Here is a 20,368-nt window from a genome sequence, read left to right as displayed (position 1 = left end):
CATGCTTCGGCATGTGCGTACGTCGTCTTCCGCTGTTTCCTCCCCCACCCCGTCCCTTGTGTCCACCCCGGCCGATCCGGGCCGCCGCAGCGTGCTGCGCGCCGGTGTCGGTATCGCTGCCGGCGCCGCGCTGTGGGGCCTCGGCGGGCAGGCCCGCGCCGCGGGCACGCTGCCGTTCGCGGGCCTCAATCTGTCCGGGCTGGCGTCCAACAACTTCGTCGACAACGCCGTCATCGACCGGCACTACCGCGACATCCGCGACCAGCACATCGCCGCCGCCGGCGCCTGCCCGCTGTTCCGCCTGCCCACCACCGCCGCACGCTTCAGCACTGGCCAGGGCATGCCGCTCAACGCCACGTACTGCGACCAGGTCGAGAAAGTGCTGGACCGGCTCGCGCTGCGCGGCAAGGTGGCGATCCTGGAGCTGCACGACTACATGCGCCTGCCGATCAAGGTCGCGAGCAAGTCCGGTTACCGGCGCGATGGCTCCGGGCAGTTGATCGGGCCGGACGGACGCGCGGTCACCGACCCCGCCGACCAGGCGGTGTGGAACGGCACCTACCGCAAGGGCAATTTCCTGTACCTGGCCTACTTCGACCCGGCCGACAACCTGCTCAAGCTCTACGAGTACCGCGTGATCGGCACGCCGGGCTGCACGCTGTACAACGCCGCCGGCCTACCGGATCTGTGGAGCCGCATCGTGCAGCGCTTCCGCTCGCATCCGGCGATCTTCGGCTGGGGCCTGATGAACGAGCCCTACCAGGGACCGGAACTCAACGCCGACGGCAGCACGCTGGTGATGGCCGATCACTGGCTGCGCACAGCCACCGCCACCGCGGCGCGCATCTTCGATTTCGACCGGTCGCATTACGTGTTCGTCTGCGGCAATCAGTACGCCAGCGCGCGCTTGTGGGACAAGGTGTCCAACAACCTGGACACGATCCCCGACCCGTACGATCGCATCGTCTATGAGGCGCACAACTACCTCGACAACCAGGGCCAAGGCGGCGGCGCCTGGACCAATCCCAATGAAAACGTTGCGCCGGACACCGGCATCGAGATGGTCAAGCCGTTCATCGACTGGCTGGCACACAGGGGCAAGCGCGGCTTTCTCGGCGAGCACGGCTATCCGGCCGGCAACGCCAGCGCGGAATTGGCGACCAAGCGCATGCTCGCGCACCTGCAGGCCAACAACATCCCCAGCACGCAGTGGTGCTTCGGGCCCGGTTGGCCGGACAACGACGTGCTGGGCATGAGCCGCGATGTCGGCATGGATATCCAGGTCAAGTCCAACATCGCCGCGGTGCAGCCGTACTTCGACGCGCGCCTGTCCAGCTACGTGCCGCCGCCGCCGACGAGCTGACGCGTCGCGACTGCGTCAGCAGCGACGTCCAACCGCCGGCCGCGGGTTTCCGCGGCCGGCGGAACCGGGCATCATCGTGGCTGGACTCAGGAAGACGTTGCCATGAAAAGGTCGAAGACGACCGCCCTGTTGCTGATGAGCGCCGCGCCGCTGCTGTTCACCGCCTGCGGGCGCGAGCCGGAAGCGAAGGCGCAGGAAGGCCTGTACACCTCGGTGGATGCCTGTGTGGCGCAGACCCACGACATCGCCACCTGCCGCGAGGCCTTCGCGCAGGCGCAGAAGCAGGCGGCGGAACAGGGGCCCAAGTACGCCAGCCGCGAGCAGTGCGCGCAGGACTATGCGCAAGATCGGTGCGTGGAGCAGCGCGACAGCCACGGCCATTCCTTCATCGGGCCGATGATGACCGGCTTCTTCCTGTCGCAGATGCTCAACAACAACCGCGCCGCCGGGTTCAATGCCGCGCCCGCCTACCAGGACCGGCAGAACCAGTGGCAGCGGCCGGCCTCCTATTCCGGCGGCGCCGGTGCGGTGAGCAGCGGTACGATGCTGCGCGGCAACCAGACCATGACCCATATCGGCGCCACGCCGAACCGTGCGGTCACCGTCAGCCGCGGCGGTTTCGGCGAATCCGCCGGTGGGCGCGGCTTCGGCAGCTGAGTCCGGCTTTTTTCCTCAACGCACGAGACCCCGCATGAAACGCATCGCGATCGTCGAGCGCGGCGACTGGCGCGCCCAGGCCGCGGAGTACGGTTTCCGCTTCCACACCATCGACGGTCAGCGCTACTGGGACGAACGCGCCTACTACGCGTTCAGCCTGCGCCAGATCGAGCGCGACCTGGAAGACCCCAGCGCCGAACTGCACGCGATGGCGATGGGCCTGCTCGACGAGATCGTCGCCAGCGAGGCGCTGATGCAGCGGCTGGCGATTCCGCCGGCGTTCCGCGACTGGATCGCCGACAGCTGGCGGCGCCGCGAGCCGCATCTGTACGGGCGCCTGGACCTGGCCTACGACGGCCGTGGCCCGGCCAAGCTGTACGAACTGAACTACGACACGCCGACCTCGTTGTTCGAGTCGGCGTTCTTCCAATGGCAGTGGCTGGAGGATCAGCGCGCACAGGGCCGCCTGCCGGACGACGCCGACCAGTTCAACTCCATCCACGAAGCCTTGCTGGAGCGCTTCGCCGCGCTCGCCGGCGGGCTGTCGCCGCCGCTGTACTTCGCCGCGGTGCGCGATTCGGAAGAGGACCAGGGCACGATCGCGTATCTGCGCGACTGCGCCGCGCAGGCCGGCGTCGCTGGCGAGCTGATCGCGATCGAGGACATTGGCCTGTCCAGCGACGGCCGCTACACCGACCTGGACGACACGGTGATCGGCGCGCTGTTCAAGCTGTACCCGCTGGAGGACATGTTCGCCGAGCGCTTCGGCCAGGCCCTGCCGGGCTCGGGCCTGCGCCTGCTGGAGCCGCCGTGGAAGGCGCTGCTCAGCAACAAGGGCATCCTGCCGCTGCTGTGGGAGCGCCATCGCGGCCATCCCAACCTGCTGCCGGCCGCGTTCGACGACGGCACCACGTTGCCGCCGGGCTGGGTGCGCAAGCCGCTGCATTCGCGCGAGGGCGCCAACATCGTGCTGCACCTGGACGATGGCCGCGTGCTGGAGAGCGACGGCCCCTACGCCGGGCCCTACATCCGCCAGCAAGCGCATCCGCTGCCGGCGTTCGAGGGTCGTTACCCGATGGTCGGCAGCTGGATCGTCGGCGACCGCGCCTGCGGCATCGGCATCCGCGAGGACGACAGTCCGATCACAAGCGACAGCGCGCGGTTCCTGCCGCATGCCATCGTCGAGGAGGCGCGGCCGGGTGTGCTGTATGCGTGAGTCGGTGTCGCGCGCCGACACGGCGTCTCCTGATGCGCCGCGTCGGCATCGCAACGACGGAACGCCGTTGGCTGCCTATGCCGACCAGGTGGCGGTGCGCTGCCATCGCTGCGGCACGCCGGGCTGGGTGCTGGCGCAGTGGGAGCCGTATCGCTGGCAGGCACGCTTCCGTTGCGGGCAGTGCAGCGCTGCGTTGGACAGCGCGGCGGACGACTGGGTAGGAATGGTGCAGTTGGTCGGCCGCCGGGCCTGCGGCCACTGCGGACATCAGTGGGTGCATGTCTGCGCAGTGTCAGCCGCCGCTGTACCGCCGCCCAAGACCTTGCCCGGCCGCTGCGCGTCGTGTCGCAAGGACTGCGCAGTGGCGGTGCAGCCGCGGCGCGTGCGCGACGGCTCGCCCCACGATCCGCATTTCGGCATGCCGCTGGCGCTGGTCGCGCCGACCCGCGCCGGCGTGCTGTGGGCCTACAACCCGCGCCATCTGCAGGAGTTGCAGGACTACGTGGCGGCGACGCTGCGCGAACGCCGTGGCCTGTTCGGGCGCTCGATGGTGGCGCGGTTGCCGGCGTGGATGAAGCTGGCACGGCATCGGCCGCTGATGCTGCGGACCTTGCAGCGTCTGCAGCAGGCCAGTGCGCAGCTGCCGTCCGTGCCTGCGACGTCGGGTGTGTAAGCAGCGTCCGTGCGTGTTTTGCCTTTCAGGTGATTCGCGCGATCTGCGCAATCGATGGGGGCGTGCCGCTCAGTCTCTTTCGGTGGCCTGCATCGAGTGCACTGTAGGAGCGGCTTCAGCCGCGACAGAGTCCCGGTGAACGCCCGTCGCGGCTGAAGCCGCTCCTGCATGGGGGCGGCAATTGCAGTGGAACAACAACCGCTCGCACCTGCGTTGCCACGCGACGGCACTGTGCTGGCTGCTGGCATCCAAACAAAGAACGTGAAGGCGCAACGCTGCCCTGGCCAAGGCGCGCTACAGCAACCCGTCGCGCTTCACCGCCAGGTAGCGCTCGATCAGGGCGGCGGGCAGTTCCTCGCCGGTGACGTCGAGCACCATCACCCCGTGGCTGCGCAGCGCCTCGTGCGCGGCGCTGCGTTGCTGCAGGTAGCGCGCCACCGCGCCAGCCTGCACGGCCTGCGGCAGGTCGTGGACCTCCTCGCTCAGCGCCTGGTCCAGCTCGCGCTCGCGCAGGCTGGCCACGCACACCAGGTGGCGGCGCTGCAGCAGGCGCACCGCGGCCAGCAGGTCTTCGATGTCCTCGTCGCGCACGTTGCTGACCAGCATCACCAGCGCGCGGCGGCGCTGGCGCAGCGACAGTTCGGTGGCCGCGGCCAGATAGTCGGTGGCCACCGGCTGCGGCTGCAGGTCGTAGCTGGCGCGCAGCAGCACGTCGACCGTGGCCATGCCGCGCTGCGGCGCCACCCAGCGCGCGTCGCCGCCGCTGGCCATCATGCCCACCGCATCGCCCTGGCGCAGCGCCAGGTACGACACCACCAGCGCCGCATTGAGCACATGGTCGAAGTGCGACAGGCCGGACTCGCTGGCCAGCATCCGCCGCCCGGTGTCGATCAGCATCAGCAACTGCTGGTTCTTCTCGTCCTGGTACTCGCGCGAGATCAGCTTGCGCGCGCGCGAGGTGGCCTTCCAGTCGATCTGGCGCAGGCTGTCGCCGACCCGGTACTCGCGCATCTGGTGGAAGTCGGTGCCTTCGCCGCGGCGCCGCTTCAGGTGCGCGCCGACCAGACGCGAGGCCTGTTCGGCGCTGAACAGGGCGAAGCGGGTCAGCGGCGCGAAGTTCGGATACACGCGCACGGTCTGCGCCGGCCCGGCCAGGCGTTGCTGCCGCCACAGGCGCCAGGGCGCATGCAGGCGCAGGTGGGTGCCGTCGAAGACGAAGCGACCGCGCGCGGTCGGGCGCAGTGGGTAGCGCACCTGGGTCTGATGCGCGGCGGGCAGGGTCATGCGTTGCGGCAGGCCCTGCAGCTCCCAGCCGCTGGGCACCAGGTCGAACAGGTCCATGCGCTGGCGCTGCGCGCTGTCCAGGTGCAGCACCACCTCGCGCTGCACGCCCAGCGGCAGCGCTTCGGGCAGCTCGCGGCGCACCTGCGGTGTCGGCCGCCGCCACAGCCGCCACGCATCGAGCGCCGCGACCAGCGCGATGCCCGCCGCCACCGCCTGCCAGCTCCACAGCGGCACCCAGCCCAGCGCCACGGCCAGGCCGCACAGCGCCCACAGCGCGAGCAAGGCCAGCAGGAGCGGGGCGGGTCTCATCGCTGGGGGGCCGGGAGTGGGGAATGGGGAATGGGGAATGGGAAAAGCGGCAGCGCTGCAGCGCGACGCATCGCTGCGTTCGTCAGCTCACTGCAATAGGGAGTAGCGGGAAACGCCGGGAACCCCGGCTTTTTCCATTCCCGATTCCCCATTCCCGACTCCCGGCTCATTTCCTTGGCGCCTCCACCTTGGCCAGCAGCGCGCTGAGGGCGTCGTCGGCGCTCTGGCCTTCGATCTGCAGTTCCGGGGCCAGGGCGATGCGGTGGCGCAGGGCGGGCTTGGCCACGTCGCGGATATCGTCGGGGATGACGAAGTCGCGGCCGGACAGCACCGCCTGCGCGCGGGCCGCGCGGACCAGGGCGATGCTGCCGCGCGGGCCGGCGCCGAGCGCAATGCCGGGCCAGCGGCGGGTGGCGGCGACGATGCGCACGGCGTAGTCGATGACCTGCGGGTCCACCGCAATGGCGGCGGTGCCGGCCTGCATCGCCACCACGTCCTCGGCGCCGAGCACGCGCGGCACCTGCGACAGGTCGAAGTCGCCGGCGCTGCGGCCGCTGGTGACCGCGGCGACCATGCGCGCCTCGTCCTCCAGTTGCGGGTAGTCGATCAGGATCTTCAGCAGGAAGCGGTCCAGTTGCGCTTCCGGCAACGGATAGGTGCCTTCCTGCTCCACCGGGTTCTGCGTGGCCAGGGCCAGGAATGGCGGCGCCAGCGGGAAGGCCGTGCCTTCGATGGTGACCTGGCCTTCCTGCATCACTTCCAGCAGCGCCGACTGGGTCTTGGCCGGGGCGCGGTTGATTTCGTCGGCCAGCAGCAGGTGGGTGAACACCGGGCCGCGGCGGATCTTGAAGCTCTCGGTCTTGGGGTCGTACACGGCATGGCCGCTGACGTCGCTGGGCATCAGGTCCGGGGTGAACTGCACGCGTGCGTAGTTCAGTTCCAGCGCCTGCGCCAGCGCGCGCACCAGCAGGGTCTTGCCGAGGCCGGGCACGCCCTCGATCAGCACGTGGCCGCCGGCCAGCAGCGCGATCAGGATCTGCTCCAGCACCTCCGGCTGGCCGATGAAGGCATGGCGGACCGCGGCGCGGATCGCCTCGGCGCGTTCGATCAGGGCAGGGCCGGCGAGCGGCGCGACGGCGTCGGAGGGGGCGGTGGTCATAACTGGTTTCTCATCTGGACGAGGAGGCGGATGCGCTCGCGCAAGGCGGCGGGTTGGTTGGGCGGCGGCGGCTGCAGCGCCTGTTCGACCTGCGCCGCCGGCAGTTGCAGGCGCTCGGCGATGGCGGCGGCCTGGGCCGGGCCCTCCAGCGCCGCGGCGAGCGGTGCGCGCCGGCGCAGCCGCGCCAGGAACGCCTCGCGCATCGCCGCGTGCAGCAGGTCGGCGCGGCCGAAGCGCAGCAGGTGTTCGCCGCTGGCACGCACGTGTTCCAGCAGCGAGCGGCGGTCCTCGGCCGGCGCGGCGCGCAGTGGCCCGAAGCGCTGCATGCGCGACCACAGCCAGGCCAGCAGGATCAGCAGCGCCGGCAGCCAGGCCGGCCAGCCGCGGGTGAACAGGGTGCGCCACAGCGACGGCAGTTCGGCCGAATAGATCAGGTGGATGGTGCCCTGGCCGTAGTTCGGCCCCAGCACCTGCCGCGCCAGCAGGCGGTTGCCGGCCTCGCGCAACCCGCCGCTGCGCAGCATCGGGTCGTTTTCCATCGGCGAACCCTCGAACATCCTGCCGAGCCGGTTGTCCTGGTTTTCGAGGAAATCCAGTTCCGACAGCACGTCCACGCTGCCGTCGCCGTAGGGCACGCGCGCAAACACGAAGTCGTCGTCCTCGCCGCTCCACCAGTTGTCGGGCGTGTCCGGATCGATGTGGAAGCGGCGACCGTCGCAGAAGACTTTTTGCGGCGCCGCGCCGGGCACCGCCATCATCAGGCAGTTGTCCGGGCTGCTTGCCTCGACGGTGATGTCCAGTGCTTCCAGGATCGGCACGTCGCCGCGCTTGACCTCGACGGTGGGCGTGCGCAGCACCAGATGCCCGCCCTGCTCCACCCAGTCCAGCAGGGCGTCGCCATCGGCCTTGCCGAGCATGCGCGGGTCGCCGTACAGCACCACGCTGTCGTGCGGGCGCAGGTGCATCGCCGCCAGGTCCAGGCGTTGCCGCGATTCGGCGCGCACGCCGTCGGCGCGCAGGGTCTGGCGCAGCGCGTACAGCGGGTTGTAGGCGGCCTCGCCGCGCGGCGGCAGCACGATCTCCCGCTCGGCGCGTTCGTAGCGGCCGAAGAACCAGGCCGCGCCGACGCTGACCAGCAGCAGGCCGACCAGGAAGATCAGCGCATTGCGTGTGCCGCTGTTCATGCCTGCCACCGGAACTGGCGCTGCAGCTCGTCGACCAGCGTGTCGAAGGCGTCATCTTCGGGCAGCCGGCCGGCATAGGCGGCGTGCTGCCAGACCCGCACCATGCGCGCGAACAGGCCGCGGTCGGCGGCGTCGGGCAGGCGTTGCGCGGCGCGCAGGCACTGCGCCTCGGTGGCGCTGGGTGGCAGCACCAGGTCGGCGCGTTCGCACAGCGTCGCCACGCTGGCCCGGTACAGCAGCGCCAGCGCATCGCGGTGGCGACCCTCGCGCCAGGCGCGCCGCGCCACCGTCGCCACGTCGTCGGGCAGCGGTTGCGGCGCCAGCACCGGCACATGCTCCGGCGCCGTGGGCGGCGCCGCGCGGCGACGTCCGGTGCCGCGCATCCACGGCAGCCAGTGCCTGGCGGTGAGCAGCAGCACCAGCAGCAGGATCCCCGCCAGCAGCCACATGCCCCAGCGGCCGACGAAGGCGATGGCCTGGGCCGCGGCCTTGATCCATTTGCCGAACGGGGTGAGGTCTTGCTGCTTGTCGTCCGGCTTGGGCGGTTCGTCGGGATTGCGCTTCTTCCAGTAGCCGATGGTGCGCTTGGCGGTCAGCAGCGGGTCGGCGTAGGCACGGTCGGCGGCGCGGGCGAAGCGCGCATCGGCGGCGGGCTCGGTGTCGAACACTTCGTCCAGCGGGACCGGGTGCGCGGCGGTGTGGTGGTGGCTGTCGGCGGTGGGCGCGGCCGCGGCCTTGTCGTCGGTCTTGGCGTTTGCGTCGGTGTCGGCGTCCGCGTCGGCGTCCGCCGCGGTGTCGGTCTCGCCATCGCGCGTGCCCTCGGCGGGCGCATCCTGCGCCGCCGCGGTCTGCGTTGCCGCGTCGTCGGCCAGCGGTTGCGCACGCAGCGCCGCGGCCGGCGCGGCGAGCAGGGCCAGGCACAGCAGCGCCAGCGGCGCGGCGCCGCGCAGGCGCGCGGCCATCCGGCGCAGCGCCATCTCCACGTCCCAGGCTTCGAGCTGGGTACGCCGGTTGAGGTACAGGCCGAAGCCGGCGCCGACGAAGAACGGTTCGATCAGGGTCATCGCCAGCCAGCCGATGACGTTGAAGCCGATGTCCGCCCACGCCGGCGTCTGGTCGCCGATCAGCGCCCAGGCCGCGCGTGCGGTTTCCGGCAGCAGGTCGATGGGCACGAACATGAAGATCGTGGCGATGCAGGCCACGCACAGCATCGCCTCGAAATGCCAGCACACGCTGGCCAGCAGCAGTGCGTGGCCGTAGATGGCCCCGCCCAGGGTGCGGCGGCGCTCGCGCTGCTGGTCGGCGCTGGCGCCTTCCAGCAGTTCCAGTGGCATGAACACGCTGCGTGCCGGGCTCAGCCGGCGCCAGGTCAGGTAGCCGAGCAGCGTGCGCCAGCCCCAGGCGCCCTGCGCACGCACGGTGTCGCGCACGCGCGGCACGTCGCCGAACACCGCGCGCGAGATCACGAACAGCGGGATCCGGTCCAGCACCGGCTTCAGCCACCACAGCAACAGCGACGCCAGCCACAGCCGGTCGATCGCCCAGGCGCCGAGGTTGAGCACGACGCACAGCGGCAGGGTGACCAGCACCCACGGCTTCCAGATCGCCCCGGCGTGGCGACGGACCAGCGCGGTGCCCAGTTCCATCGCTTCCCAGGCCGAGCGTGCGCGCAGCACCACGTCCAGGCGCTCAATCCGCATCGATGGCCTCCACCCGGCCGCGGCCGCCGCGCCACAGCCACGTCAGCACCAGCGTCCACAGCAACGCCGACACGCTGTACTTGATCCACGCCGGCACGGTCGCGATGGACGACCAGAACGCCTCGATGAAGGCGGCCACCAGCAGCATCGCGGCCACGCCCAGGCACAGCCGTGCGCCGATCTTGCCGCCTTCCACCAGCGCATCGATGCGTCGCCGCCGTCCCGGCGCCAGCACCTTCAGGCCGAGCTGCAGGCCAGCGCCGCCGGCGATCACGATCGCGGTCAGTTCGAACGGCGCATGCCCGGCGACGAAGCGCCAGAAGGTGACGCCATAGCCGATCTGGTGCAGGTGCCCGGCCACCGCGCCGATGGTGATGCCGTTGAACAGCAGCACCAGCACCGTGCCCAGTCCCGCCAGCAGGCCGCTGGCGAAGGTGCGCAGGCCGATGCTGATGTTGTTCATGATGTAGTGGCCGAACATCTGCCAATCGGTGCCGCTGTCGCGGCCGAGCTTCTGCGCGCTGGCAGCCGGGTCGTACATGCGCTCGATCTGGCTGACCTGCATCGGATCCATCAGCCCGTGGATCAGTTCCGGACGGAACTGCAGCAGCACGAAGATGGTCACCAGCGGCACCACGAACAGCGCGGTGGCCGCGGCCATGTAGCCGGCCTGGCTGCGCACCACCTGCGGGAATTCGGCGAACAGGAACTCCGCCGCACGCCGCCAGTGCGGACGCGGCGCCCGGTACAGGACGGTGTGGCCCTGCTGCATGAGGTGCTGCAGGCGCGCGGTGACCTGCGGGCTGTAGCCGCGCTTGCACGCCAGCGCCTGCTGCTGGCACAGGCGCCGGTAGCGCGCCGGCACGTCCTCGTCGGCGAGCGGCGGCGGCTGCTGCGGATGCGGCGGCGCGACCGCGGCCGTGGCATCGCCGGGCGTGTCGGTGGCGGTCGGCGCCGGCTTGCGCGCGCTGCCGCTGCGCTGCAGCCAGGCCTCGAACGCCTGCCACTCGTGCTGATGGCGGAGGACGAACTGTTCCTGTTTCATCGGCGGCCCAGCAACCAGTTGGCCATCGCGTACAGGCGCAGCACCCCGGCCTGGCCCGGCGTGTCGGTCAGCGGCTGCGCCAGCGCGGCCAGTTCCAGTTGTCGCTCCGGGGTGAGCCGCGGCGCGCGCTCGGCGAAGGCGATCAGTGCCGCCTGTTCGGCCGGCAGCAGCGGCCGCGGCGGTGCGAGGGCGCTGGCGATCGGCGGCAACGCCTCGTCCTCGCGCGGCGCTTGGTGCACCACCAGCGTGCCGGCGACCAAGTCGCCCAGGCGCCGCGAATGGGCATCGAACAGGCAGGCGATCAGGCCGACGGCATAGCCGAACGGCAGCATGTCCACGGTGCGCAGCAGGTTGCGGGTGATCGCGGCCATCCACCCCACCGGCGCGCCGTTGCGCGCCACCACGCGCAGGCCCAGCGCCTGCTTGCCCAGGGTCTGGCCGCGCCAGCCCTCCAGCACGATCGGGTAGGCCCAGAACACCAGGAACATCGCCACCAGGTACAGGCCCTGGCCGAGGCCGCCGAGCAGGCCGAGGAGCATGCCCATGGCGGCGAGCAGGGCGAAGCGCAGCGCCAGGTCGATCAGCCAGGCCAACGCGCGCGGCACCGCGCCGGCGGCCGGCAGATGCAGCGGCACGCCTTCGGGGGTGACGACTTCGCGATAGGTATCGAGCATGCCCCTTACCGCCGCCGCATGGTGCGGCGGACACTGACGCCTGCGATGTGGGGAGGCCGTCCTTCCGTTCGGCCGGCTGCCTGTGGCGGCATGCTGCTCTCGACTGCGTCCTGCTCCGACACGGAACTTTAGCCGGGGTGGCGTGAATTGCCCAGCGTGACGGCGGTGCCGGTCAGCGCACCGTGCCGCCGTCGCGCTGGCGTCCGCCGAACAGCTTGCGCACGCCGGCGACCAGGCCCATCAGGCCGACCAGCACCAGCTTCCAGGCCTTGGCCAGCAGCAGGCCGAGTTTGGCGAACAGGCCGGCCTTGGCCGCCAGGCCGCCGCCGATCAGGGTGGCCAGGCCGTAGCTGGCGATCTTGTCGGTGGACGGGTTGTGGTCGGCATAGCGGGCGCCGCTGTCGAACTCGGCCATCGGCAGCAACTGCTGCATGCCCGCGCGCACCTGCGCCAGTTCGCCCATGCCCGAGACCGCATTGAGGCTGAGGTAGCCATGCCGGCCGAGCACGCGGATGTCGTAGTTGAGGGTGTGCTCGCGCTCGCCCGCGAACGCCAGCTCGCGCGCCCAGTACAGCTTCTTGCTGCCGGTGTCGTAACGCGGCGGCACCGCCCAGCCGACCAGGTCGACCTGCTCGTAGCCGGCCTTCTTGCGTTGCGCGTTCTCCTCGCGGGTGGCCTCCTGCATGTCCTTGAGCATGGCCTGGTAGTCGATCTTGCTGGCGTCCTCGTCGGACACGTAGCCGTCGTCGGAATAGGTGACCACCACCGCCCAGCTGCCTCTCTCGTCGAGCGCCGGCCGGCGCGGCACGATCAGCCCCAGCACGTCGTCGTCGGGCGGGTTGCCCCAGTAGCTCTCCAGCACCCGCCGCGCATCGGCCTTGTCCAGGTAGCGGAATTCCGGGCCGAGGTCGAAATGCACCTTGGCCTGCGGGACCTCGATGTGGCCGTCGCGGAAATGCAGCGTGCCGACGAACTGCTCGGCGGTCATGTCCGGGCCGCTGTCCTGGGCCAGCGCCGGGACGGCGCTGAAGCACAGCGCACAGCAAAAAGCGGCCAGCAGGCCGCGCAGCGAGATCTTGAGCATCTGCGATTCCATTCGTTCGGTGGCGTCCCCACGCCAGAGACGCGTAGTGTCGCGCAGGCGCGGGAAGCGCGCCAGTCGCGAGCGCGCTTTTTTACCGCTCCACGGCGTCGCGCGGCGAGGCGTCGGCAGCGCTCAGGCGGGCGAGCCCGGTGCCGGTCCGAGGCCGGCGTCGAAGGCGGCCAGCAAGTGCGCGCCGTGCGGCCATGCGCCCAGGCCGCTGGCTGCATTGAGGTGGCCCAGGCGGTCGAGTTCGACCAGTCCGCTGCCCCAGGCGGCCGCGCAGCGGCGGCTGTAGGACGGTGCCGCGTAGGGATCGTCGCTGCTGGCCACGATCAGGCTGGGGAACGGCAGCGGCGTCGTCGGCGCCGGGACGAAGCTGGCCGCGTGCGCATGCGGGAACGCGGCGCTGTCCGGATCGGGCACCGCGACCAGGAAGGCGCCGCGCGGCAGGCGTTCGGCACGCGCGGCCCAATGCGCGACCAGCAGGCAACCCAGGCTGTGCGCGACCAGCAGCGGCGGCGTGGCGCAGTGCTGCACGCAATGGTCGAGCGCGCGCAGCCAGTCGTGCAGTTGCGGATGCGCGAACGACGCCGGTTGCAGCCGGCGCATGCGCGGGTCGTGCCGCTGCCAGAGGGTTTGCCAGTGCTCTGGTCCCGAGTCGCCGATGCCCGGCACGATCACCACGTCCTGCATGCGCTACGCTCCGTCGGAAGAAAGCGTGAGTGTCGCGCTGCCTGGCTGGCATCGCCATGGCGATGCATCGGCGCAAGCGACGGTTTTCCGATGAATCCATGGTGCATGGCGAAGGGGCGAGGCGAGTGGCGGCGAAGACCTGGCGGGGCGATGCCCTGGATTACGCGATCCTGGAGGCGCTGCAGTGCGACGGCCGCATCGCCCTGGCCGCCCTGGGGCGGCGCATCGGCCTGTCGCAGCCGGCGATGTCCGAGCGCGTGCGCCGGCTCGAGGAGCAGGGCGTGATCACCGGCTATACCGCCCGGGTCGATCCGCGCGCGCTGGGCCTGGCGACCTCGGCCATCGTCCGCCTGCGCACCACGCATGCGCAGATCGGCGCGTGCCTGGCGCTGTTCGCGCAGATGCCGCAGGTGCTGGACGTGCATCGGGTCACCGGCGAGGACTGCTTCGTGCTGCGCGTGCTGGTACCCGCGCCGGCGCAGCTGGAGCCGGTCATCGACGCCCTGGCGCGTTTTGGCGCGGTGACCACCAGCGTGGTGCTGCGCAGCGAGGCGCCGCGTCCGATCGGCCGTGCCTTGCTGGCGTTGGCGGCCGAGTAGCGGTGCAGGCTACTGCGGCGCTGCCGCGGCCGCGGCCAGGTAGCGGTCCTTCAGCCGCACATAGTGCTGCGCCGAGTAGTGCAGGCTCTCGATCTCCTTGTCGCTGAGCATGCGCGCCTTGCGCGCCGGATTGCCCAGCCACAGCTCGCCCTCGCCGACCGTCTTGCCGGGCCCGACCACCGCGCCGGCGCCGACGAAGCCGTGCTTCTTCACCGTGGCGCCGTCGAGGATGCACGCGCCCATGCCGATCAGGCACAGGTCCTCGATGGTGCAGGCATGGATGATGGTGCCGTGGCCGACGGTCACGTCCGCGCCGATCAGGGTCGGGTAGCCGGCCGCGTTGAACGGGCTGTGGTGGCTGACGTGGATGATGGTGCCGTCCTGGATGTTGCTGCGCGCGCCGATGCGCACGTCATTGACGTCGCCGCGGATCACCGTGCCCGGCCACACCGACACGTCGTCCTCCAGCACCACGTCGCCGATGAGGGTGCAGGCGGGGTCCACGTAGACGCGCGCGCCCAGCTGCGGGGTCTTGTCGAGGTAGGGGCGGATCGGGGACACGGCGCTCTCCGGCGGTGGGCGGCCGGCGGCCACGCGGGCGCCGATGATAGCGCGGTCGCTCGGGCCGGCCGCCGCGGGCGCGTCCCCCGACGCGTGTCGCACGCAAGGACTAAGCTACGCCGGGCGTCGTGCGACGCCGTTGCGGAGCAATCGCCATGGTGGACCGCCCGACCGTCGCTGCCTATGACGCCGATGCCGCGCGCTATGCGCAGGACTGGCGCGACCAAGCCGCGCCCGAGGACATGTACGCACTGCTCCGGCGGCATTTCGCGCCGGGGCCGACCGCCGACGTCGGCTGCGGCGCGGGGCGCGATACGGCCTGGCTCGCAGCGCGCGGTTTCGAGGTGTGCGGCTACGATGCGAGCGCCGGCCTGCTCGAGGAGGCGCGGCGGCGCTACCGCGGCCTGCGGTTCGAGCTGGCCGCGTTGCCGGCACTGGCCGGCGTCCCGTCCGGCGCGTTTCGCAACGTGCTGTGCGAAACGGTGGTGATGCATCTCGACCAGGCGGACGCGGCCGCCGCCGCCGCGCGGCTGGCCGAGCTGCTGATGCCGGAGGGCACCTTGTACCTGAGCTGGCGGGTGGCCGGAAACGACGCGCCGCGCGATGCGCATGGCCGCCTGTATACCGGGCTGGATGCGACGCGGATGCGTGCGGCGCTGGGTGCCGGCATGCAGCTGCTCGACGACCACGAGGTCGTCAGCGCCTCCTCCGGCAAGCGCGTGCATCGGCTGATCGCGCGCAAGGCCGCCGCCGCCGCATAGCGCCATGCACCTGGCCTTGCGGCGCGGTCGGCGACTCCGGTTGTGCGATAAACGCACCGCGAATCGATATTCGCACTTGAATGGTGCAGTGCGATAAAACTAGCGTTGCCGCTGTCCCGGCGCCTGGCAGCGCGCGACGCGTGCGCCGCTGGCGGCCGCGGCGCCGCCCGCCGCCGGCGCGGTCCCGATTCTGTTGGAGATGGTGCATGTCCTGTGCGTTTTCCCGCGGCCTGGCCCTGTTGGCGGCGGCCCTGCTTCCCGGCGCCGTGCGCGCCTACCAGGCCGAGCCGGCGCCGCCGGCGCGTAGCGTGCTCACCGTGGACCGCTACGCCGACGACGAGGCCCCGGGATCGCTGCGCTGGGCGATCACCACCGCCAACCAGGCGCCCGGCCGTTACCGCATCGAGATCGTCGCGGTGGGCGCGCCGCCGTACGTGATCCGCCCGCGCGCGCCGTTGCCGGCGCTGCAGGGGCCGCTGCAGGTGGTGGGCCTGGCGCGGGCGCACGACGGCCAGTACATCGCCATCGACGGCGCCGGCTACATCCGCGGCAAGGGCACCGCCGCCTGCCCGGGCGCGGAAAAGGGCCAGTTCGGCACCAACGTGCGCAGCACCACGCTGCCGGGCCTGGTGCTGCGCGACACCCAGGGCGTGGAACTGAGCGGCCTGGAGATCCGCAACTTCTGCATCGGCGTGCTGCTCAACCGCGCCAGCGACAATGTGCTGCGCGACAACCGCATCGTCGCCAACCACGGCGGCGCCGGGGTGATGCTGACCGGCGACGACGGCAACGGCCAGTCCACCGCCACCACCACGGTGCGCAACCGCATCGAGCGCAACACCTTCCTCGACAACGGTGACGGCCTGGAACTGACCCGCGGCGCGGCCTGGAACCTGGTGGCCGACAACCTGTTCCGCTCCACCGACGCCAACCCCGAGCCCTCGCAGGGCATCGAGATCCTGTGGGGCAACGACAACACCGTGCTGCGCAACCGCTTCGAGCGCTACTCCGACGGGTTGCAGATCAATTGGGGCAACCGCAACACCATCGCCGACAACGACTTCGCCGGCAATTCGATTGGGGTCAGCGTCACCGGCCGCGACAACCTCATCGAGGGCAACCGCCTGACCGGCAACGGCATCGGCATCGCGGTGCGCCCGCAGCCGCGCAGCGAAGCCAACCGGTTCAGCGCCAACCTGCTGTCCGGCAACGGCCTGAAGATCGAGCGCTGTTTCGCCGGCGGCGCCTGCGTGCCCGGCCAGCCGCGCGGCGCCATCGTGTTCGGCGTGCCGGGCCTGGAGCATGCGCCCTTCGTCGGCTCGCGCGGCATCGGCGTCGATCCGGACCCGCGCAAGCGCGCGACGATCTGCGGCGCTACGGCGGCGGACGGTTGCCAGCCGCCGCCGAACTTCGGCCAGGCCGCCCCGCAGTTGCGCACGATCGAACGCGGCGCAGGCGTGCCGCAGGTGCAGGGCAGCTTCGTCGGCCGCCCCGGCCATCTGTACACGGTGGAACTGTTCGGCAACCGCCACCGCGGCGACGACGAAGCCGAACGCTATCTCGGCCGCGTCGAAGCGGCGGTGGATGCGCAGGGACAGGGCCGCTTCGCGCTGCCGCTGGACGGCGACAGCGCGGTGCTGGCCACGCTCACAGCCACCGTCACCAGCGACGATGGCGCGACCTCGCCGCTGAGCGCACCGCTGGCGGTGACGCCGTGAGCCGCGTCGTCTCCGCCGGTGCGCGTGCGATGCGACGCCTGCCGTCGTTGCCGGCCTGGTCGCTGCTGGCCGTGGCCATCGCCCTCGTCCCGGCCGTTGCCGCCGCGCAGGACGCCACCGACCTGGCGCACAGCACCTTGACCGGCGACTGGGGCGGCACGCGCAGCGACTGGCTGCGGCGCGGCGTCAGCGTGCGCGGCGACTACGTCGGCGAAGCCATGGGCCTGGTCGACGGCGAGCGCGGCGCGCGCTATGCGCAGCAGGTGCGGCTGGGCGTGGATCTGGACCTGGCGAAACTCGCTGGCTGGGACGGCGGCACGCTGCACGTGACCGTCAACGACCGCCGCGGCCGCAGCACCTCGGCCGATCTGCTCGGCAACCGCTTCCCGATCCAGGAAGCCTACGGCGGTCAGTTCACCCGGCTCACCGAACTGAGCTACGACCGCCGCTTCAACGACGGGCGCAGCTACATCAAGGCCGGCTTCTACGCGATGGGCAACCAGTTCGGCGCGCACACGCTGCTGACCAACTTCGTCAACGCCGCCTTCTGCGCGCATCCGCTGGCGATGTCCGGCAACAGCGGCTGGTACAACTATCCGAACGCGCGCTGGGGCGCGGAAGTGGCGCAGCAACTGACGCCGGCGGCGAACCTGCGGGTCGGCTGGTTCCAGGTCAACCCCAGCACCAACAACAACGTGCACACCGCGTTCGATCTGACCGCGCGCGGCACCACCGGCTCGCTGTTCCCCGTCGAACTCACCTGGACGCCGGGCGCCGGCGGCAACTACCCGGGCACCTACAAGTTCGGCGGCTACTACGATTCCTCGCGCGTGCCGCGCAAGGGTCTGGATCCGCGCGCCACCACCGGCCGCGACGGCGCCTACCTGCTGGTGGAACAGAAGCTGTATTCGCCCGACGGCGAGCGCGGCCGCGGCCTCACCGGCTTCGCCCAGTACATGGTGTCCGACCATGCCACCGCGCAGATCACCCGTTGGTACGCCGTGGGCGGCGTGTACCAGGGCATCGGCCGGCGCAGCCAGGACCGCATCGCCCTGGGCTACGTCGGCGCCGACATCAACCACCGCCTGCTCGACGCGCGGAGGGCGGCGCTGCTTGATGCCGGCGTGCCGCCGGAGGCGCCGGTGTTCGCGCTCGACACCGCCGAGGAGCTCTACGAACTGTCCTACAGCGCGCAGCTGACGCCATGGCTGATGCTGCGGCCGGACGTGCAGTACATCGTCAACCCCGGCACCTTCGCCTATGCGCGTACCGACAACGCGCTGGCGGTGGGGCTGCAGGTCAAGCTCACCTTCTGAGCGCGCGCTGCGCGCTCCTGCCCAGGCGATCCCGATGCCCTTGTTCCCACGACCACTGACCTTCCTGTGCTGCGCCGGCCTGCTGCTGGCATCGCCGCTGCAGGCCGCACCCGCGGCGCCTGCGGCCACGGCGCCCGCCGCGCCGGAGGCGACCGCGCCGCTGCCGCCGCCGCGCGTGCTGCAGATCCGCGGGCTCGCCATCGGCGCCGGCCTGCCCAAGATCATCGTGCCGATCACCGCGCCCGACGCCGAGCAGGCCCTGGCGCAGGCGCAGCGCATCGCCGCCTCGCCCGATGCGGACCTGGCCGAGTGGCGCATCGACCTGATGGACGGGGCCACCGACGCCACCGCGCTGGCGGCCCTGGGGCCGCGCCTGGCGCAGGCACTGCACGGCAAGCCGCTGCTGCTGACCTTCCGCACCAAGGCCGAGGGCGGTGCGGTGGCGATCGACGATGCCGCCTATGGCGCGCTGTACGCGCGCCTGCTGGAGGCGCGCTTCGCCGACCTGCTCGACGTGGAGATGTTCCGCGACCCGGCGGTGCTGCGGCAGGTGGTCGAGCGCGCACACCGGCAGGGCGTGTACGTGGTGATGTCCAGCCACGACTTCCACGCCACCCCGCCGGTGGCGGAGATCGTGGCGCGGCTGCAGCGGCAGCAGGCGCTGGGCGCCGACGTGCTGAAGATCGCGGTGATGCCGCGCGATCCCGGCGACGTGCTGCATCTGCTCGACGCCACCTGGCAGATGCGCCAGCGCAGCGGGCAGCCGCTGCTGACCATGGCGATGGGGCCGCTGGGTGCGGTGTCGCGGCTGTCCGGCGGCACCTTCGGGCAGAGCCTGACCTTCGGAATGCTCGGCAGCGCCTCGGCGCCGGGGCAGATCGACGCGGCGCGCCTGCGCCAGGCGCTCGACGCCCTGCACGCGGCCGCGCCCGCCAAGTGACGCCGCGTCGCCGCGGTTCTCGTTCGCCGTTCCAGCAGGAGTGACCCCATGAGCCATGCCGCCGCCCCGCCCACCGCGCTCGTCCTAGACCGCATGAGCGGTTTCCAGTGGACGGCCATCGCGGTCTGCGTGCTGTTGAACATGCTGGACGGCTTCGACGTGATGGTGATGGCCTTCATCGCCCCGCACGTGTCGGAGGCCTGGCACCTGTCCGGCAAGCTGCTGGGGATCGCGCTCAGCGCCGGGCTGGTGGGCATGGCGCTGGGTTCGCTGCTGCTGGCGCCGCTGGCCGACCGCTGGGGCCGGCGCAACATGATCCTGTGCTGCCTGGTGATCCTGACCGTCGGCATGGCCGCCTCGGCGCTGGCGCAGGACATCTGGCAACTGGCCGCGCTGCGTGTGTTCACCGGCATCGGCATCGGCGGCATGCTCGCCGGCGTCGGCGTGATCACCGCCGAATACGCGAGCCCGAAGTGGCGCAGCACCGCGGTGGCGCTGCAGGCCACCGGCTATCCCATCGGCGCCACCCTGGGCGGGCTGATCGCCGCGATGCTGCTGGAACGCTGGGGCTGGCACGCGGCCTTCGTGTTCGGCGCACTCGCCTCGCTGCTGTGTATCCCGGTGGTGCTGGCGCTGCTGCCCGAATCGCTGGATTTCCTGCTCAGCCGGCGCCCGCCGGATGCGCTGGCGCGGCTCAACGCGCTGCTGGCGCGCATGCGCGCACCGACCCTGGATGCCCTGCCGCCGCGCCCGCCGGTGCAGGAGAAGGCCGGCTACGCGGCGCTGTTCACCCCGCGCCTGCGCCGCAACAGCGTGCTGATCGCGCTGGGCTTCTTCATGCACATGTTCGCCTTCTATTTCGTGCTGAGCTGGACGCCGAAGCTGCTGGTGCAAGCCGGGCTGTCGGCCGAGCAGGGCGTCACCGGCGGCGTGCTGCTGAACCTGGGCGGCATCGTCGGCGGCGCCTTGTTCGGCGGTCTGGCCGCACGTTTTCTGCTGCCACGGCTGACCGCAGCCAGCTTCCTGATCGCCGCACTGGGCATGGCGGCGTTCGCCACGCTCGGCGCGCAGCTGCAGCTCGCCTTCCCGGTGGCCTTCGTGATCGGTGCGGCGCTGTTCGGCTCGATGGCCGGCCTGTATGCGCTGGCGCCGATCGTGTTCGCGCCCACCGTGCGCACCACCGGCCTGGGTTGGGCGATCGGCATCGGCCGCGTCGGCGCGATCCTCTCGCCGATGACCGTCGGCGTGCTGGTCGACGCCGGCTGGCAGCCGGCCAATCTGTACTACGTCTTGGCGTTGCCGCTGCTGGTGGCCATTGCCGCGGTGCTGACGATGCGGCTGCAGCCGGCGCGTTGAGGGCAGGGCGGGGCGGGCGCGGGTCTGTCTGGGCTTCGAGGACAACGCGCTTTGCGACGCGGCCTGGCGTGCGTCG

At 71.3% G+C, this 20,368-nt stretch carries 19 protein-coding genes; 10 read left to right on the top strand and 9 right to left on the bottom strand.

Annotated elements, in window-relative coordinates; genetic code table 11:
• Positions 1-91 precede the first annotated feature (91 nt).
• From J7357_RS04715 to J7357_RS04700, 4 genes are all read left to right on the top strand, one after another.
• Positions 92-1,363 (top strand): cellulase family glycosylhydrolase, encoded by a 1,272-nt coding sequence (locus J7357_RS04715; protein WP_209245372.1) that lies wholly within the window; start codon positions 92-94, stop codon positions 1,361-1,363.
• Positions 1,364-1,465: 102 nt separating this feature from the next.
• Positions 1,466-2,020: a DUF1190 domain-containing protein gene (locus tag J7357_RS04710; RefSeq protein WP_209245121.1), complete on the top strand. Its 555-nt coding sequence runs from the start codon at positions 1,466-1,468 to the stop codon at positions 2,018-2,020.
• A gap of 34 nt (positions 2,021-2,054) precedes the next feature.
• The gene (locus J7357_RS04705) at positions 2,055-3,236 is read left to right on the top strand and encodes a glutathionylspermidine synthase family protein (protein ID WP_209245119.1); all 1,182 of its coding nucleotides are present in this window, start codon (positions 2,055-2,057) and stop codon (positions 3,234-3,236) included.
• A 67-nt stretch (positions 3,237-3,303) separates the two neighbouring features.
• Positions 3,304-3,909, top strand: a complete 606-nt coding sequence (locus J7357_RS04700; RefSeq protein ID WP_209245117.1) for a hypothetical protein — start codon at positions 3,304-3,306, stop codon at positions 3,907-3,909.
• Between the two features lie 294 nt (positions 3,910-4,203).
• Here J7357_RS04700 and J7357_RS04695 read toward each other — a convergent pair whose 3' ends face one another.
• The 8 genes from J7357_RS04695 to J7357_RS04660 form a co-directional block, all read right to left on the bottom strand.
• Positions 4,204-5,502, bottom strand: coding sequence for a DUF58 domain-containing protein (locus J7357_RS04695; protein ID WP_209245115.1), 1,299 nt, complete (start codon positions 5,500-5,502; stop codon positions 4,204-4,206).
• Between the two features lie 166 nt (positions 5,503-5,668).
• On the bottom strand, positions 5,669-6,661 hold the full coding sequence (locus tag J7357_RS04690) for a MoxR family ATPase (RefSeq protein ID WP_209245114.1): 993 nt from the start codon (positions 6,659-6,661) through the stop codon (positions 5,669-5,671).
• Positions 6,658-7,845, bottom strand: a complete 1,188-nt coding sequence (locus J7357_RS21495) for a DUF4350 domain-containing protein (RefSeq protein WP_209245112.1) — start codon at positions 7,843-7,845, stop codon at positions 6,658-6,660. Before J7357_RS21495 ends, J7357_RS04690 begins: the two co-directional genes overlap by 4 nt.
• Positions 7,842-9,545, bottom strand: a complete 1,704-nt coding sequence (locus tag J7357_RS04680; protein WP_209245111.1) for a DUF4129 domain-containing protein — start codon at positions 9,543-9,545, stop codon at positions 7,842-7,844. The genes J7357_RS21495 and J7357_RS04680 overlap by 4 nt, the downstream gene beginning before the upstream one ends.
• Positions 9,535-10,590 carry a stage II sporulation protein M gene (locus tag J7357_RS04675; RefSeq protein WP_209245109.1) on the bottom strand — a complete coding sequence of 352 codons (1,056 nt, stop codon included), beginning with the start codon at positions 10,588-10,590 and terminating at the stop codon, positions 9,535-9,537. Before J7357_RS04675 ends, J7357_RS04680 begins: the two co-directional genes overlap by 11 nt.
• Positions 10,587-11,264 carry an RDD family protein gene (locus tag J7357_RS04670; protein WP_209245107.1) on the bottom strand — a complete coding sequence of 226 codons (678 nt, stop codon included), beginning with the start codon at positions 11,262-11,264 and terminating at the stop codon, positions 10,587-10,589. Before J7357_RS04670 ends, J7357_RS04675 begins: the two co-directional genes overlap by 4 nt.
• Before the next feature lie 172 nt (positions 11,265-11,436).
• The gene (locus J7357_RS04665; RefSeq protein ID WP_209245105.1) at positions 11,437-12,360 is read right to left on the bottom strand and encodes a DUF2167 domain-containing protein; all 924 of its coding nucleotides are present in this window, start codon (positions 12,358-12,360) and stop codon (positions 11,437-11,439) included.
• 120 nt (positions 12,361-12,480) lie between these two features.
• On the bottom strand, positions 12,481-13,041 hold the full coding sequence (locus J7357_RS04660) for an alpha/beta hydrolase (RefSeq protein ID WP_209245103.1): 561 nt from the start codon (positions 13,039-13,041) through the stop codon (positions 12,481-12,483).
• 125 nt (positions 13,042-13,166) lie between these two features.
• On the opposite strand from J7357_RS04660, the gene J7357_RS04655 reads away from it, so the two are divergent.
• On the top strand, positions 13,167-13,640 hold the full coding sequence (locus J7357_RS04655) for an Lrp/AsnC family transcriptional regulator (RefSeq protein ID WP_209245102.1): 474 nt from the start codon (positions 13,167-13,169) through the stop codon (positions 13,638-13,640).
• A 9-nt stretch (positions 13,641-13,649) separates the two neighbouring features.
• Here J7357_RS04655 and J7357_RS04650 read toward each other — a convergent pair whose 3' ends face one another.
• On the bottom strand, positions 13,650-14,201 hold the full coding sequence (locus tag J7357_RS04650) for a gamma carbonic anhydrase family protein (protein ID WP_209245101.1): 552 nt from the start codon (positions 14,199-14,201) through the stop codon (positions 13,650-13,652).
• Between the two features lie 155 nt (positions 14,202-14,356).
• Between J7357_RS04650 and J7357_RS04645 the strand changes: the two genes are divergently transcribed.
• The 5 genes from J7357_RS04645 (at position 14,357) to J7357_RS04625 (ending at position 20,292) form a co-directional block, all read left to right on the top strand.
• Positions 14,357-14,962, top strand: a complete 606-nt coding sequence (locus J7357_RS04645) for a class I SAM-dependent methyltransferase (protein WP_209245099.1) — start codon at positions 14,357-14,359, stop codon at positions 14,960-14,962.
• Positions 14,963-15,168: 206 nt separating this feature from the next.
• Positions 15,169-16,680, top strand: a complete 1,512-nt coding sequence (locus J7357_RS04640) for a right-handed parallel beta-helix repeat-containing protein (RefSeq protein WP_209245098.1) — start codon at positions 15,169-15,171, stop codon at positions 16,678-16,680.
• Complete coding sequence (locus tag J7357_RS04635; RefSeq protein WP_343237389.1) at positions 16,677-17,996, top strand: carbohydrate porin; 1,320 nt, start codon at positions 16,677-16,679, stop codon at positions 17,994-17,996. The genes J7357_RS04640 and J7357_RS04635 overlap by 4 nt, the downstream gene beginning before the upstream one ends.
• A 34-nt stretch (positions 17,997-18,030) precedes the next feature.
• On the top strand, positions 18,031-18,936 hold the full coding sequence (aroD, locus tag J7357_RS04630) for a type I 3-dehydroquinate dehydratase (RefSeq protein ID WP_244667279.1): 906 nt from the start codon (positions 18,031-18,033) through the stop codon (positions 18,934-18,936).
• A 48-nt stretch (positions 18,937-18,984) separates the two neighbouring features.
• Positions 18,985-20,292 (top strand): MFS transporter, encoded by a 1,308-nt coding sequence (locus J7357_RS04625; RefSeq protein ID WP_209245096.1) that lies wholly within the window; start codon positions 18,985-18,987, stop codon positions 20,290-20,292.
• Positions 20,293-20,368 lie beyond the last annotated feature (76 nt).

The sequence above is a fragment of the Xanthomonas sp. D-109 genome (genome assembly GCF_017746095.1).
In the GTDB taxonomy this organism is placed as follows: Bacteria; Pseudomonadota; Gammaproteobacteria; order Xanthomonadales; family Xanthomonadaceae; genus Xanthomonas_A; species Xanthomonas_A sacchari.
The sequence above is the reverse complement of the archived record's forward strand: the minus strand, read 5'-3'. Positions and strand labels throughout refer to the sequence as shown.